The following is a 13,338-nucleotide window of genomic DNA, read 5'->3' on the forward strand; positions in this document are numbered from 1 at the left end:
GAACCCGCGGCTGCGACCGACCTCACTGCCCGCCTGCGGTTATCGATTTTGGAGCCAGGCCAAGCGTCGGGTAATGTTCTTTCTGCGCCGCCCGGGAGGGCAACGGAGAGGGACTAGGACCCTCACCGGGAACCACTCGGAGCACGGTGTGATCATCGGACCAAGATCCCGCAAGGGGTTGCGATCTGATGGGGTATGGTGTAATTGGCAGCACGACTGATTCTGGTTCAGTTAGTCTAGGTTCGAGTCCTGGTACCCCAGCGCAGTGCCGCGTTTTCGCGGCAAGGCAAGCCCCCGTTGTGTAGCGGCCTAGCACGCTGCCCTCTCACGGCAGTAGCGCCGGTTCGAATCCGGTCGGGGGTACGCAATGCAAGTTGCGTGAGTGACACAGTCAATTGCATAGCAGGAGCCCCCGTTGTGTAGCGGCCTAGCACGCTGCCCTCTCACGGCAGTAGCGCCGGTTCGAATCCGGTCGGGGGTACGCAGTGCGGGACTCGTCCCGCATCGCAGGGAAGCCCCCGTTGTGTAGCGGCCTAGCACGCTGCCCTCTCACGGCAGTAGCGCCGGTTCGAATCCGGTCGGGGGTACGAGCGGATCGGCCGATGGTGGAAACCATCGGCCGATTGCTGTGGGATATGGTGTAATTGGCAGCACGACTGATTCTGGTTCAGTTAGTCTAGGTTCGAGTCCTGGTATCCCAGCCAGAATGTGAAAGCCCCCGGATCCGGGGGCTTCTTTGTTTTCCGGGCGGCCGCGCAGAATCGGGGCCGCGGGAATTCGGGGCCGCGCACCGCAGAACCGGGTGCGCGGCCCCGCCGCCGTTCCTCGCGGGTCAGCCGCGCCGCAGGGCCTCGGTGAGGCGGTTGGCGGCCTCCACGATGGCCTGGGCGTGCAGCCGGCCCGGGTGGCGGCTCAGCCGCTCGATGGGGCCGGAGACCGAGACGGCGGCCACCACGCGGTTGGAGGGCCCGCGGACGGGTGCGGAGACGGACGCGACGCCGGGTTCGCGCTCGCCGATCGACTGGGCCCAGCCGCGGCGCCGCACGCCGCTGAGCGCGGTGGCGGTGAACCGGGCGCCCTGCAGGCCGCGGTGCAGCCGCTCGGGCTCCTCCCAGGCGAGCAGCACCTGCGCGGCCGAGCCGGCCTTCATCGGCAGCGTCGAGCCCACCGGCACGGTGTCCCGCAGGCCGGAGAGCCGCTCGGCGGCGGCGACGCAGATCCGCATCTCGCCCTGGCGGCGGTAGAGCTGGGCGCTCTCGCCGGTGACGTCGCGCAGGTGGGTCAGCACCGGGCCCGCGGTGGCGAGCAGCCGGTCCTCGCCCGCGGCGGCGGAGAGTTCGGCGAGCCGGGGGCCGAGGATGAACCGGCCCTGCATGTCCCTGGTGACCAGGCGGTGGTGTTCGAGTGCGACGGCGAGCCGGTGGGCCGTGGGCCGCGCCAGACCGGTGGCGGCGACCAGCCCCGCCAACGTGGCGGGGCCCGACTCCAGTGCGCTGAGCACCAGAGCGGCCTTGTCGAGAACGCCGACGCCGCTAGTGTTGTCCATGCAACGATACTGCAGTCTCAGTAGGCGAGACGCAAGTTCAAAGTCCCGCGAAACGCGTCACCCTGGGAAGCAGTCCGGGACAAACCCCCGGAGAACGGGCACCCCCACGACCACGATCAGGCCGGCAGAGCGGCCGGCTGGAGGGAACGCGATGGGACGGACACTGGCAGAGAAGGTCTGGGACGACCATGTCGTCCGGCGCGCGGAGGGCGAGCCCGACCTGCTCTACATCGACCTCCACCTGCTGCACGAGGTGACCAGCCCGCAGGCCTTCGACGGCCTCCGCCTGGCCGGTCGCCGGGTCCGCCGGACCGACCTCACGATCGCCACCGAGGACCACAACACCCCGACCCTGGACATCGACAAGCCGATCGCCGACCCGGTCTCCAAGGTGCAGCTGGAGACCCTGCGGCGCAACGCCGCCGAGTTCGGCGTCCGGATCCACTCGCTGGGCGACGTCGAGCAGGGCGTTGTCCACGTGGTGGGACCGCAGCTGGGACTGACCCAGCCCGGCATGACCGTGGTCTGTGGCGATTCCCACACCTCCACCCACGGTGCCTTCGGCGCCCTGGCCTTCGGCATCGGCACCAGCCAGGTCGAGCACGTGCTGGCCACCCAGACGCTGCCGCTGGCCCCGTTCAAGACCATGGCGATCACGGTCGAGGGCGAGCTGCCCGAGGGCGTCACCGCCAAGGACCTGATCCTGGCGATCATCGCCAGGATCGGTACCGGCGGCGGCCAGGGGTACGTCCTGGAGTACCGCGGCCCGGCCATCCGGAAGCTGTCCATGGAAGCCCGGATGACCATCTGCAACATGTCCATCGAGGCGGGCGCCCGGGCCGGCATGATCGCCCCGGACCGGACCACCTTCGACTACCTCGAGGGCCGCCCGCACGCCCCGCAGGGCGCGGACTGGGACGCGGCCGTCGCGTACTGGGAGACCCTGGCCACCGACGAGGACGCGGTCTTCGACGCCGAGGTCGTCATCGACGCGAGCGAGCTGACCCCGTTCGTCACCTGGGGCACCAACCCGGGCCAGGGCGCCCCGCTGGGCTCCGCCGTGCCCGACCCGGCGGGCTTCGCCGATCCGCAGGAGCGGATCGCCGCCGAGAACGCCCTGGCCTACATGGGTCTGGAGCCCGGCACCCCGCTGCGCGAGGTCGCGGTCGACGCGGTCTTCGTGGGCTCCTGCACCAACGGTCGGATCGAGGACCTGCGCGCCGCCGCGGCGATCCTGGACGGTCGCCAGGTCGCCGACGGCGTACGGATGCTGGTGGTCCCCGGCTCGGTGCGGGTCGCGCTGCAGGCCGTCGAGGAGGGGCTGGACAAGGTGTTCACCGCGGCCGGCGCCGAATGGCGGCACGCCGGTTGCTCGATGTGCCTCGGCATGAACCCCGACCAGCTCGCGCCCGGCGAGCGCTGCGCCTCCACCTCGAACCGCAACTTCGAGGGCCGCCAGGGCAAGGGCGGCCGCACCCATCTGGTCTCCCCGCAGGTCGCCGCCGCCACCGCGGTGCTGGGCCGACTGGCCGCACCCGCCGATCTCACCGCCAACGTCCCCGCGGAGGTCTGAGCCATGGAGAAGTTCACCGTCCACACCGGTCGGGCCGTCCCGCTGCGCCGCAGCAACGTGGACACCGACCAGATCATCCCCGCCCATTGGCTCAAGAAGGTCACCCGCACGGGTTTTGAGGACGGCCTGTTCGAAGCCTGGCGCCGGGACGAGTCGTTCATCCTGAACCGGCCCGAGCGGCGGGGGGCCACGGTGCTGGTGGCCGGGCCTGAGTTCGGTACCGGATCGTCGCGCGAACACGCGGTCTGGGCGCTGCAGAACTACGGCTTCCAGGCGGTGATCTCGTCCCGCTTCGCCGATATCTTCCGCGGCAACTCGCTGAAGAACGGGCTGCTGACCGTGGTGTTGCCGCAGTCGACGGTGGAGGCGCTCTGGGAGCTGACCGAGGCCGACCCGAATGCCGAGATCACCGTGGACCTGGTGGCGCGCGAGGTGCGTGCCGAGGGCGTGACGGCGCCCTTCGAGCTGGACGAGAACGTGCGTTGGCGGTTGCTCAACGGCCTGGACGACATCAGCATCACGCTGCAGAACGCTGATGACATCGCGGCCTTCGAGGCGGGCCGGCCGGGCTTCAAGCCGCGCACCCAACCGGTCGCCTGACCTCACGCAATCCGATGGCCCGTTCCCTTCCCAGGGGGCGGGCCATCGCTCGTAGCGGGGGGGAGTTCACTCCTCACACCGGGTCAGAGTGCGACCCGGATAGTGCGTCGATTTGCCGGAACACCGGGGCCCGCGCGTCACAACTCCGAGTTGATGGCACAATCAGAGCATGCACCGGCACCATGAACCTCCGTACGCGGGCGGCGATCCCGCGCGATCGGAGTTCGTGGCCCGGGATCCCGAGAGTCGAATTGACGATCGGCTGGACAACGAGACCTCCGTCGACTCCGTCGACGAGGTGCCGGACGACCCGGAAGTCGCGGCGCTCTACGCGCTAGTGGCAGAGCGGTTGAAGCAGGCTCACGCCCGCGTGCACGCGCTCCACGTGTCCGCTGAAGCAAAGACCGCTCTCGCCCGGCAACTGCTGATCGTCACCGAGACCGCCAAGCGCGATCTCCCGGAGGCGGCGCGGCGGTTGAGTCGCTTTGTGCATGACCTGGACGAGGGGCGCCCGCCCCGCGGCTGAGGTCGCAGACGCGCAAATCCATTGCGACACTAGGGTGATTCGCGCGTTTGGTAATTGAAAGTCCGCACATACATACCTAACGTGCGAATTGAACGGATGGAATCATCCGGCGCCCGTTTCTGAAGGGGAAGACGTGAACAAGGCTCAGCTTGTCGAAGCGGTGGCCGAGCAGCTGGGTGGTCGCAAGGCTGCCGCAGAGGCCGTCGACGCAGTGCTCGACACCATGGTGCGTGCCGTTGTGGCCGGTGACCGGGTCTCGGTCACCGGGTTCGGTACCTTCGAGAAGGTGGAGCGTTCCGCGCGCTTCGCCCGCAACCCGCAGACCGGGGAGCGCGTCAAGGTCAAGAAGACCTCGGTGCCGCGCTTCCGCCCCGGCCAGGGCTTCAAGGACCTGGTCAGCGGCAGCAAGAAGCTGCCGAAGGAAGGCCCCTCGGTCAAGAAGGCCCCCAAGGGCTCGCTGACCCCGGGCAAGAGCGGCGTGGCCGCCACCGCCGCCGCCAAGCGCGCCGCCACCAAGCGCGCCGCGGCTGCCGCCGAGGCGGCTCCGGCGAAGAAGGCCGCCGCCAAGAAGGCGACCGCGGTCAAGAAGACCACCACGGCGAAGAAGGCGGCCCCGGCCAAGACCACGGCCGCCAAGAAGACCACCGCCACCGCCAAGAAGGCGGCCCCGGCCAAGACCACGGCGGCCAAGAAGACCACCACCGCCAAGGCGACCGCGGCCAAGACCACGGCCAAGAAGACCGCTCCGGCGAAGAAGACCACCACGCGCAAGACCACCGCGCGCAAGAGCACCGCGAAGTAAGTAGGGCACGGTCGGGTGCCGTTGGGGCACTCGGTGGCAGGTCACGCAGTACACATGTACCGCCGCGGCGGTCCGCCCCCGATCAAGGGGCGGGCCGCCGCGGCGGTTTCTGCCGGCCTCTGATTTGACGGAGCGTCAGTTCCCTTAGGGATCGGGGAAGGTCTGCAGCGTGACGAACACCACCCGGCGCCGCTCCCCGCTGCCCTCGGTGCGGATCCGCACCCGCTGACCGGGGCGCAGCAGCCGCAGGCCGCCCGCCTCGAACGCGGCGGCGTCGAACGGCACCGGGGTGCCGTCGTCGAGCAGCACGGAGCCCTCGTGGGTGGCGGGGTCGAAGGTGAACGCGGTGGCCTGCATGCCGCCCAGCATAGAGCCGCCTAGACCAGTGCGGCGGTGGCCGTCCGGGTGTGCGGGCCGACCCCGAGGACGAGGGCCTCGGCCAGGTCGGCGGCGGTGTCGACGTCCCGGCGCACCGACGGCACGTCCGGCAGCAGCAGCTCGCGGGCACCGCCCCTCGCGTGGCGCAGTCGGGACGGGCCGCCGAAGGCCGGGGCCAACCGCCGGCCCTCGGCGCAGGCCAGCAGCGTGGTGCCGTCACCGGGGGCGTCCGCCAGGAACGCGCGCTCCCCGGGCGGGACCGCGCCCAGCACCCGGGTCAGCTCCGCCGCCCGCAGCGCCGGCAGGTCGGCCGAGAGCGCGGCCAGGGGCGCATCGGGGCGCAGTCGTCGCGCCCGGTCGGCGCCGTGCGACAGCGCCTCGTTGAGCCCGCCGTCCGGTTCGTCGGCCAGTACCAGCGCGCCCAGTGCGGCCAGCGCCGCCCCCGCCTCCGGGTCCTTGCACACCACCAGCACCTGGGCGACGGCCGGGCAGGCCAGCGCGGCCGTCACGGTGTCCAGGGCGAAGGCGAGCGCCAGCCGCGGCCGGTGCACCCCGGCGAACGGTGCGAGCCGGCTCTTCGCCCGGGCCGGCGTCTTGACCGGCAGCACCAGGCTCCACCGCGCGGCGGGGCGTACGGTGGGCTGCGGCACGGGCAGTTCGGGCAGTGGAGGAGTCATCGGCGGCATCGTCGCCATTCTGGTGTCGGCCCGTCGACGGCCGCCAGTGCACCCCCGTGCGAGGATGACCGGCGGAACAGACCGACGAGTCCGATGAAACCGCGGCACCTCACGCTGCCGCAGCACATGAGGAGGACCTGGGGTGGCCCGCCGCTCGTACGCCCGATTCGGCAACGCGGACTACGGAGTCTGGTACCGCCTCGCCGCGGTGCTGGTGAAGCCGGTGCTGACCGCATTGGTGAAGCCCGACTGGCGGGGGTGGGAGAACTTCCCCGAGCGCGGCGGCTTCCTCACCGTGGTGAACCACAACTCGGTGTTCGATCCGCTGGTCTACGCCCACTTCCAGTACAACAGCGGCCGACCGCCGCGGATCCTCGCCAAGTCCTCGCTGTTCACCCTGCCGTTCGTCGGTTTCATGCTCCGCAAGACCGGTCAGATCCCGGTCTACCGCGAATCCACCGACGCCGCCCAGGCGTTCCGGGCGGCCATCGAGGCGGTCGAGCGCGGCCAGGTGGTTCAGTTCTACCCCGAAGGAACGATCACTCGGGACCCGCAGCTGTGGCCGATGACCGGCAAGAGCGGCGCAGCCCGGGTGGCCCTGATGAGCGGCGCGCCGGTGATCCCGGTGGCGCACTGGGGCGCCCACGAGGTCGTGCCGCCCTACGGCCGCGGAGTCGGCGGCGTCAAGGCCAAGGTGAGTCTCTTCCCGCGCAAGAAGGTGATCGTCAAGGCGGGTCCGCCGGTCGACCTCAGCCGGTTCCGGGGACAGGAGTTGACCACCCAGGTGCTGCGCGAGGCGACCGAGGAGATCATGGCCGCGATCACCGCGGTGCTTGAGGAGATCCGCGGCGAGCAGGCCCCCGCCGAGCGCTACGACTTCCGCAAGGCGGTCAGGAAGGGTGCGTCGGCCAGGAAGGCCGCCGCCACCGAGGAGTCCGGTGACGGGAAGCCCGCCGTCGGAGAGCCCGCCGTCGGAGAGGCCGCCGTCGGAGAGGCCGTCGTCGCCGAGAAGCCCGGGGACGAGAAGAACGCGAACGAGGAGAACGAGTAGATGACCCGCTGCGCCGTCTTCGGCACCGGCTCCTGGGGCACCCCGTTCGCCATGATCCTGGCCGACGCGGGCTGCGAGGTGCGCCTGTGGGGCCGCCGCAAGGAGTTGGTGGACACCATCAACGCCACCCGCACGAACCCCGATTACCTGCCCGGGATCGAGCTCCCCGAAAGCATCACCGCGACCACCGACCCGGCCGTCGCGCTGGACGGCGCCGACTTCGCGGTGCTCGCCGTGCCGTCCCAGACACTGCGCGAGAACCTCGCCGCCTGGGCACCGCTGATCGGCGAGCGGACCGTGCTGGTCTCGCTGATGAAGGGCATCGAACTCGGCACCGCCAAGCGGATGACCGAGGTGGTCCGCGAGGTCGCCGGGGTCGGTGAGGACCGGGTCGCGGTGGTCTCCGGCCCCAACCTGGCGCCCGAGATCGCCAAGCGCCAGCCGGCCGCGAGCGTGGTCGCCTGCGCGGACGAGCAGGTCGCCCAGCGGCTCCAACAGGCTTGCCACACACCGTACTTCCGCCCGTACACCAACACCGACGTGGTCGGTTGCGAGCTCGGCGGGGCGGTCAAGAACGTGATCGGGCTGGCGGTCGGGATGGCCGACGGGATGGGCCTGGGCGACAACACCAAGGCCACCCTGATGACCCGCGGCCTGGCCGAGACCACCCGGCTCGGGGTGGCGCTCGGCGCCGACCCGCTGACCTTCTCCGGTCTCGCCGGGATGGGCGACCTGGTGGCGACCTGCTCCTCGCCGCTCTCCCGCAACCACACCTTCGGCGTCAACCTGGGCCGCGGCATGACCCTGGAGCAGACCATCGCCGCCACCAAGCAGACCGCCGAGGGCGTCAAGTCCTGCGAGTCGGTGCTCGACCTGGCCCGGCGCAACGGCGTCGAGATGCCGATCGTGGCGGCCGTGGTCGACGTGGTGCACAACGGCCGGCCGCCGCAGGCGGTGATGAAGGACCTGATGGCCCGCTCGGCGAAGCCCGAACGGCGGTGACCGGGCCCACAGCTCGGCGGCACCGCCGCATCCATCGGGATGCGGTAACCGCACGGTAGTCTCAGCTTCGATATGAGCATCGAATCGCACTCCCCGAGCCAGGCGGCCAAGCCGCGCGTCGCGATCGTCTTCGGCGGCCGCTCCTCCGAGCACGGCGTGTCGGTGGTGACCGCCGCCAGCGTGCTGCGCGCGATCGACCGCAGCCGCTACGAGGTGCTGCCGATCGGCATCACCCAGGACGGCCGCTGGGCGCTGACCAGCGACGAGCCCGACCGGATGGCCATCGAGGGCGGCAGGATGCCCGACGTCGAGCGGGTCGCCGAGTCCCTCGAGGGCCAGCTGGCGCTGCCCGCCAGCCCGGTCTCCCGCGAGGTGGTCTGGACCGAGCCGGGCGCCGTGCCCAAGACGCTCGGCGAGGTCGACGTGGTGCTGCCGCTGCTGCACGGCCCGTGGGGTGAGGACGGCACCCTGCAGGGCCTGCTGGAGCTCTCCGGCGTGCCGTACGTCGGCTCCGGCGTGCTGGCCAGCGCGGTCGGCATGGACAAGGAGTACACCAAGCGGGTGCTGGAGTCCTTCGGCATCGGCGTCGGCCCGTACACCATGATCCGGCCGCGCGACTGGGAGACCGAGGAGGGTCGCGCCGCCGCCCGCGAGCGGGTCGCCGCGCTCGGCCTGCCGGTCTTCGTCAAGCCCTGCCGGGCCGGCTCCAGCATCGGCATCACCAAGGTCAAGGACCTGGCCGACCTGGACGGCGCGGTCGCCGAGGCCCGCCGGCACGACCCCAAGGTGATCGTCGAGGCGATGCTGGCGGGCCGTGAGATCGAATGCGGCGTGCTGGAGTTCGAGGACGGTCCGCGGGCCAGCCTGCCGGCCGAGGTGCTGGTCGGCGAGGGCTACGAGTTCTACGACTTCGAGGCTAAGTACATCGACTCCTCCGAGGTGCGGATCCCGGCCGAGCTGACCGAGGAGGAGACCGCCGAGATCCGCCGCCAGGCGGTGGCCGCCTTCGAGGCGCTCAGCTGCGAGGGCCTGGCCCGGGTCGACTTCTTCCTGCTGGAGGACGGCCGCTGGGTGGTCAACGAGGTCAACACCCTGCCCGGCTTCACCCCGATCTCGGCCTACCCGAAGATGTGGGAGGCCACCGGCGTGCCCTACGGCGAGCTGATCGACCGGCTGCTGCAGGCCGCGCTGCGCCGCTCCACCGGCCTGCGCTGACCGCGCCCGGCCGGCCCGTAGCACCCCGACCGGCAAGCTCCGCTCGGCAGCACTCCGGCCTGGAGCACTCCGACCGGCAGCCCCGGCGGCCGCACCCGGACAGCGGGTGCGGCCGCCGGGCGCGGACCGGGCGGGTCAGATGTGGACCACCGGACAGGTGAGCGTCCTGGTGATGCCCTCGACCTTCTGGATCTTCGCCACCACCATGCGGCCGAGCTCGTCCACGCTGTCCGCCTCGGCCCGGACGATCACGTCGTAGGGACCGGTCACGTCCTCGGCCACGATGACGCCCTCGATCTTGGCGATGGTCTCGGCCACGGCACTGGCCTTGCCCACTTCGGTCTGGATCAGAATGTATGCCTGTACCACGGAGGACCTCCCTGCGGCTGGGGTGGTGCGCACGACTACCGGGGTGACGCATCGGGTGAGCGCGCCCGCACAGGGGTGGCTGGCGGCGCGGGGGCGCTACGGGAGAAGACTGGATCACCACGCTACCGCGCCGCGGCCCCGGTAGGGGAGACCCGCCGTGGCGCGGTGGGCGTACGCTTCGCGCGGGGGAGCGCGCCGCGTTCCCGTGACCGCACCGGAAACGCGCGAGAGGACGGCAGATGCAGGGGACCGTGGGCGAGCTCGGCGAGTTCGGCCTGATCAGTCAGCTCACCGCCCGGCTGACGCCGACCCCGGCGGTGGAGCTCGGCCCCGGCGACGACGCCGCCGTGGTGAAGGCACCCGACGGCCGGGTGGTGGCCACCACCGATGTGCTGATCGAGGGCCGGCACTTCCGCCGGGACTGGTCCACCGCCTATGACGTCGGCCGCAAGTCCGCCGCCCAGAACCTGGCCGACGTGGCCGCGATGGGCGCGGTGCCGACCGCGCTGCTGCTCGGCCTGGTGGTGCCGGCCGACCTGCCCACCACCTGGGCCACCGAGCTGATGGACGGGCTGCGCGACGAGTGCCAGGTGGCCGGCGCCGCGGTGGTCGGCGGCGACGTGGTGCGCGGCGACACCATCACCCTGGCCATCACCGCCCTGGGCGACCTGCAGGGCCGGGCGCCGGTGACCCGCTCCGGCGCCCAGGTGGGCGACGTGGTCGCGGTGACCGGCTGGCTGGGCTGGTCGGCCGCCGGGCTCAGCGTGCTGGCCCGCGGTTTCCGCTCGCCGCGGGCGTTCGTGGAGGCGCACCGGCGCCCCGAGCCGCCGTACCACGCCGGGCCGGCGGCCAGCGAGCTGGGCGCCACCGCGATGGTCGACGTGAGCGACGGACTGGTGGCCGACCTGGGCCACGTCGCGGCCGCCAGCGGTGTGGACATCGACCTGCGGGCCGCCGACTTCGACGTCCCGGCGCAGATGGCCGACATCGGGCAGGCGGTCGGGGTGGACCCGCTGGTCTGGGTGCTCTCCGGCGGCGAGGACCACGCCATCGCGGCCACCTTCCCGGCCGGCGCGCAGCTGCCGGCCCGCTGGCGGGTGGTCGGCAAGGTCGCCGGCAGGGCCCGCCCGGGCGCCCGGGGGCGGGTCACGGTGGACGGCGCGCCCTGGGACCGCACGGCCGGTTGGGACCACTTCGCCGACTGAGCTGGCTAACCTGGCCACCATGCGCATCGGTGTCCTTACCAGCGGTGGTGACTGTCCTGGACTGAACGCGGTGATCCGCTCGGTGGTGCACCGGGGCCTCGATGTGCACGGGTACGAGATCCTGGGCATCGAGGACGGCTTCCTCGGCCTGATCGAGGGCCGGGCCCGGGTGGTCGGGCACGACGACGTCACCGGCCTGCTCACCCTGGGCGGCACCGTCCTGGGCTCCGCCCGGGTGCACCGGGACAGGGTCGAGTGGGCGGTGGCGCACGCCCGGGAGCTGGCCGCCGCGCTGGGCATCGACGCGCTGATCATCATCGGCGGTGACGGCAGCCTGGCCGCCGCCCGCAAGTTCGGAGCGGCCGGGCTGCCGGTGGTCGGGGTGCCCAAGACCATCGACAACGACATCGCCGCCACCGACGTCAGCTTCGGCTTCGACACCGCGGTGCACGTCGCCACCGAGGCCATCGACCGGCTGAAGACCACCGCCGAGTCCCACCAGCGGGTGCTGGTGGTCGAGCTGATGGGCCGCCACACCGGCTGGATCGCCATGACCGCGGGCATCGCCGGAGGGGCGCACGGCATCCTGATCCCGGAGAAGCCGTTCGACATCGAGGCGGTGGCCCGGATGATCGAGGAGCGGTTCGCCCGCGGCAAGAAGTTCGCCATCGTCGCGGTGGCCGAGGGCGCCGTCCCGCTGCCCGGCACGCTCCGCTTCGAACACGGCGGGATCGACGAGTTCGGCCACCGCACCTTCGGTGGCATCGGCAACCGGCTGGCCGAGGACCTGGAGGACCTGCTGGGCACCGAGGCCCGCCCGGTGATCCTCGGCCACACCCAGCGCGGCGGCACCCCCACCGCTCAGGACCGGGTGCTGGCCACCCGGTTCGGCTGGCACGCCGTGGAGGCCGTGCACCGGGGCGCCTTCGGTCGGTTCACCGCGCTGCGCGACACCCGCGTCGAGCTGGCACCGCTGGAGGAGGCGGTCGCCCGGGTGAAGACCGTGCCGCCGCAGCGCTGGATGGAGTGCGAGTCGGTGCTCTGAGCCGGTCCGGATAGGTTGGAGGCATGTCCGTTTCCACACCACCCCCTCGGGTACTCACCATCGCCGGCTCCGACTCGGGCGGCGGCGCCGGCATCCAGGCCGACCTCAAGACCATGCTGGCCCTCGGCGTGCACGGAATGAGCGTGCTCACCGCCGTCACCGCGCAGAACTCGCTCGGCGTCCAGGGCTACTGGGAGCTGCCCGCCGAGGCGGTGCGGGCGCAGTACCGCAGCGTGGTGGACGACATCGGGGTGCAGGCCGTCAAGACCGGGATGCTGGCCTCGGTGGCCCTGGTGGAGACGGTCGCCGAGCTGCTCGCCGACTGCCCGGCCCCGGTCGTGGTGGACCCGGTCGGGGTCTCCAAGCACGGCGATCCGCTGCTGGCCGCCGAGGCGGTGGCCACCGTCCGGGACCGGCTGCTGCCGCACGCCACCCTGGCCACCCCCAACCTGCACGAGGTGGCGCAGCTCACCGGCATCACCGTGCTGGAGGAGGGGGAGATGCGCCCGGCCGCCGACGCGCTGCTGGCGCACGGCCCGCGCTGGGTGCTGGTCAAGGGCGGGCACCTGCCGGGGGAGGCCGCCGACCTGCTGGCCGGTCGGGACGGCGAGGAGTACTGGTTCCGCTCGCCGCGGTACGACAACCGGCACACCCATGGCACCGGCTGCACGCTGGCCAGCGCGATCGCCGCCGAGCTGGCCAAGGGCGGCCCGGTGCCGGAGGCGGTGGCGGCGGCGAAGGAGTACGTCACCGGCGCGATCCGCGGCGGTTTCGCGCTGGGCGCCGGGATCGGCCCGGTCGACCACGGCTGGCGGATCAGGAGCTGAGCCCCCGGGCCGGGAAAGCAGCAGGCCGGCCCATCCGTGGGGATGGGCCGGCCTGCTGTGAAGAGGACCGGCGTACCGGTCTGCGCGTCAGCGCGAGACCTTACCGGCCTTGATGCACGAGGTGCACACGTTGAGCCGCTTCGGCGTCCGCCCGATCACAGCGCGCACCGTCTGGATGTTGGGGTTCCAACGACGGCGGGTACGGCGGTGCGAGTGGGAGATGTTGTTGCCGAAGCCCGGCCCCTTGCCGCAGACGTCGCAGTTGGCAGCCACAGGAGTCACTCCAAGACTTCAGAATCAATTACGTTCGAAAACCCCGGCTGATCCACTCGGACCACTCGGCGTGGACCTGATCGGGTCAAGGGGGTAGCCCGGCTTGTTCCAGGCAACCGGAGCAGCATACAACGACTGCTCCGCCTCCACGAAACTACCATGTCCCGTCGCTTGATCACCCCCGCGGGCGGCCCTGATCACCTCCGACGGCCGGTGGGACCACCACCCCGATAACCTGCCCAGGCCTGG

The 13,338-nt window shown here is 71.7% G+C and carries 15 protein-coding genes and 5 tRNA genes; 15 read left to right on the top strand and 5 right to left on the bottom strand.

Annotated features, from left to right (window positions below; all coding sequences use genetic code 11):
- The first annotated feature begins 189 nt into the window (after positions 1 to 189).
- From LN042_RS07800 to LN042_RS07820, 5 genes are all read left to right on the top strand, one after another.
- Positions 190 to 261 (top strand) — tRNA-Gln (locus LN042_RS07800).
- A gap of 29 nt (positions 262 to 290) precedes the next feature.
- Positions 291 to 363, top strand: a tRNA-Glu gene (locus LN042_RS07805).
- Positions 364 to 408: 45 nt separating this feature from the next.
- Positions 409 to 481 (top strand) — tRNA-Glu (locus tag LN042_RS07810).
- A gap of 33 nt (positions 482 to 514) precedes the next feature.
- Positions 515 to 587, top strand: a tRNA-Glu gene (locus LN042_RS07815).
- A 42-nt stretch (positions 588 to 629) separates the two neighbouring features.
- Positions 630 to 704 (top strand) — tRNA-Gln (locus LN042_RS07820).
- Positions 705 to 832: 128 nt separating this feature from the next.
- On the opposite strand, the gene LN042_RS07825 is transcribed toward LN042_RS07820, so the two are convergent.
- Positions 833 to 1,546 carry an IclR family transcriptional regulator gene (locus tag LN042_RS07825; protein ID WP_230049784.1) on the bottom strand — a complete coding sequence of 238 codons (714 nt, stop codon included), beginning with the start codon at positions 1,544 to 1,546 and terminating at the stop codon, positions 833 to 835.
- A gap of 151 nt (positions 1,547 to 1,697) precedes the next feature.
- Here LN042_RS07825 and leuC point away from each other — a divergent pair, with 151 nt between their 5' ends.
- The 4 genes from leuC to LN042_RS07845 all read left to right on the top strand — a co-directional run bounded on the left by leuC (position 1,698) and on the right by LN042_RS07845 (position 5,047).
- Positions 1,698 to 3,119, top strand: a complete 1,422-nt coding sequence (gene leuC, locus LN042_RS07830) for a 3-isopropylmalate dehydratase large subunit (RefSeq protein ID WP_230049786.1) — start codon at positions 1,698 to 1,700, stop codon at positions 3,117 to 3,119.
- 3 nt (positions 3,120 to 3,122) lie between these two features.
- Entirely contained in the window at positions 3,123 to 3,719 is a 597-nt protein-coding gene (gene leuD / locus LN042_RS07835; protein WP_230049788.1) for a 3-isopropylmalate dehydratase small subunit, read from the top strand.
- Between the two features lie 169 nt (positions 3,720 to 3,888).
- Positions 3,889 to 4,245 (top strand): SCO5555 family protein, encoded by a 357-nt coding sequence (locus LN042_RS37950; protein ID WP_249800798.1) that lies wholly within the window; start codon positions 3,889 to 3,891, stop codon positions 4,243 to 4,245.
- 133 nt (positions 4,246 to 4,378) lie between these two features.
- On the top strand, positions 4,379 to 5,047 hold the full coding sequence (locus LN042_RS07845; RefSeq protein ID WP_230049790.1) for an HU family DNA-binding protein: 669 nt from the start codon (positions 4,379 to 4,381) through the stop codon (positions 5,045 to 5,047).
- 144 nt (positions 5,048 to 5,191) lie between these two features.
- Here the strand turns inward: LN042_RS07845 and LN042_RS07850 are convergent, their stop codons facing one another.
- Both LN042_RS07850 and cofC read right to left on the bottom strand, forming a co-directional pair.
- Entirely contained in the window at positions 5,192 to 5,404 is a 213-nt protein-coding gene (locus tag LN042_RS07850) for a hypothetical protein (protein WP_230049792.1), read from the bottom strand.
- A 20-nt stretch (positions 5,405 to 5,424) separates the two neighbouring features.
- On the bottom strand, positions 5,425 to 6,102 hold the full coding sequence (cofC, locus tag LN042_RS07855; protein WP_230049794.1) for a 2-phospho-L-lactate guanylyltransferase: 678 nt from the start codon (positions 6,100 to 6,102) through the stop codon (positions 5,425 to 5,427).
- A gap of 142 nt (positions 6,103 to 6,244) precedes the next feature.
- Between cofC and LN042_RS07860 the strand changes: the two genes are divergently transcribed.
- From LN042_RS07860 to LN042_RS07870, 3 genes are all read left to right on the top strand, one after another.
- Positions 6,245 to 7,153 carry a lysophospholipid acyltransferase family protein gene (locus tag LN042_RS07860; protein ID WP_230049796.1) on the top strand — a complete coding sequence of 303 codons (909 nt, stop codon included), beginning with the start codon at positions 6,245 to 6,247 and terminating at the stop codon, positions 7,151 to 7,153.
- Positions 7,154 to 8,155 (top strand): NAD(P)H-dependent glycerol-3-phosphate dehydrogenase, encoded by a 1,002-nt coding sequence (locus LN042_RS07865; protein WP_230049799.1) that lies wholly within the window; start codon positions 7,154 to 7,156, stop codon positions 8,153 to 8,155.
- A 72-nt stretch (positions 8,156 to 8,227) separates the two neighbouring features.
- A complete protein-coding gene (locus LN042_RS07870) occupies positions 8,228 to 9,370 on the top strand; it encodes a D-alanine--D-alanine ligase family protein (protein ID WP_230049801.1) in 1,143 nt (380 codons plus the stop codon).
- 135 nt (positions 9,371 to 9,505) lie between these two features.
- Here LN042_RS07870 and LN042_RS07875 read toward each other — a convergent pair whose 3' ends face one another.
- Positions 9,506 to 9,739, bottom strand: coding sequence for an Lrp/AsnC family transcriptional regulator (locus LN042_RS07875; RefSeq protein ID WP_230049803.1), 234 nt, complete (start codon positions 9,737 to 9,739; stop codon positions 9,506 to 9,508).
- Between the two features lie 239 nt (positions 9,740 to 9,978).
- On the opposite strand from LN042_RS07875, the gene LN042_RS07880 reads away from it, so the two are divergent.
- Genes LN042_RS07880 through thiD form a run of 3 tightly spaced genes read left to right on the top strand, consistent with a single transcriptional unit; the run spans position 9,979 to position 12,816 of the window.
- Complete coding sequence (locus LN042_RS07880; RefSeq protein WP_230049805.1) at positions 9,979 to 10,944, top strand: thiamine-phosphate kinase; 966 nt, start codon at positions 9,979 to 9,981, stop codon at positions 10,942 to 10,944.
- A 19-nt stretch (positions 10,945 to 10,963) separates the two neighbouring features.
- Complete coding sequence (locus tag LN042_RS07885) at positions 10,964 to 11,989, top strand: ATP-dependent 6-phosphofructokinase (RefSeq protein ID WP_230049807.1); 1,026 nt, start codon at positions 10,964 to 10,966, stop codon at positions 11,987 to 11,989.
- A gap of 23 nt (positions 11,990 to 12,012) precedes the next feature.
- The gene (thiD, locus tag LN042_RS07890; RefSeq protein ID WP_230049809.1) at positions 12,013 to 12,816 is read left to right on the top strand and encodes a bifunctional hydroxymethylpyrimidine kinase/phosphomethylpyrimidine kinase; all 804 of its coding nucleotides are present in this window, start codon (positions 12,013 to 12,015) and stop codon (positions 12,814 to 12,816) included.
- An 87-nt stretch (positions 12,817 to 12,903) separates the two neighbouring features.
- On the opposite strand, the gene rpmB is transcribed toward thiD, so the two are convergent.
- Positions 12,904 to 13,089 carry a 50S ribosomal protein L28 gene (gene rpmB / locus LN042_RS07895; protein WP_035846000.1) on the bottom strand — a complete coding sequence of 62 codons (186 nt, stop codon included), beginning with the start codon at positions 13,087 to 13,089 and terminating at the stop codon, positions 12,904 to 12,906.
- Positions 13,090 to 13,338 lie beyond the last annotated feature (249 nt).

The sequence above is a fragment of the Kitasatospora humi genome (genome assembly GCF_020907985.1).
Classification (GTDB): domain Bacteria; phylum Actinomycetota; class Actinomycetes; order Streptomycetales; family Streptomycetaceae; genus Kitasatospora; species Kitasatospora humi.

What these genes read in the sequence shown, in the direction of transcription:
- LN042_RS07825 (WP_230049784.1), bottom strand. Translation starts at nt 1,546, where the DNA reads ATGGACAACACTAGCGGCGTCGGCGTTCTCGACAAGGCCGCTCTGGTG.
- leuC (WP_230049786.1), top strand. Translation starts at nt 1,698, where the DNA reads ATGGGACGGACACTGGCAGAGAAGGTCTGGGACGACCATGTCGTCCGG.
- leuD (WP_230049788.1), top strand. Translation starts at nt 3,123, where the DNA reads ATGGAGAAGTTCACCGTCCACACCGGTCGGGCCGTCCCGCTGCGCCGC.
- LN042_RS37950 (WP_249800798.1), top strand. Translation starts at nt 3,889, where the DNA reads ATGCACCGGCACCATGAACCTCCGTACGCGGGCGGCGATCCCGCGCGA.
- LN042_RS07850 (WP_230049792.1), bottom strand. Translation starts at nt 5,404, where the DNA reads ATGCAGGCCACCGCGTTCACCTTCGACCCCGCCACCCACGAGGGCTCC.
- cofC (WP_230049794.1), bottom strand. Translation starts at nt 6,102, where the DNA reads ATGACTCCTCCACTGCCCGAACTGCCCGTGCCGCAGCCCACCGTACGC.
- LN042_RS07865 (WP_230049799.1), top strand. Translation starts at nt 7,154, where the DNA reads ATGACCCGCTGCGCCGTCTTCGGCACCGGCTCCTGGGGCACCCCGTTC.
- LN042_RS07870 (WP_230049801.1), top strand. Translation starts at nt 8,228, where the DNA reads ATGAGCATCGAATCGCACTCCCCGAGCCAGGCGGCCAAGCCGCGCGTC.
- LN042_RS07880 (WP_230049805.1), top strand. Translation starts at nt 9,979, where the DNA reads ATGCAGGGGACCGTGGGCGAGCTCGGCGAGTTCGGCCTGATCAGTCAG.
- LN042_RS07885 (WP_230049807.1), top strand. Translation starts at nt 10,964, where the DNA reads ATGCGCATCGGTGTCCTTACCAGCGGTGGTGACTGTCCTGGACTGAAC.
- thiD (WP_230049809.1), top strand. Translation starts at nt 12,013, where the DNA reads ATGTCCGTTTCCACACCACCCCCTCGGGTACTCACCATCGCCGGCTCC.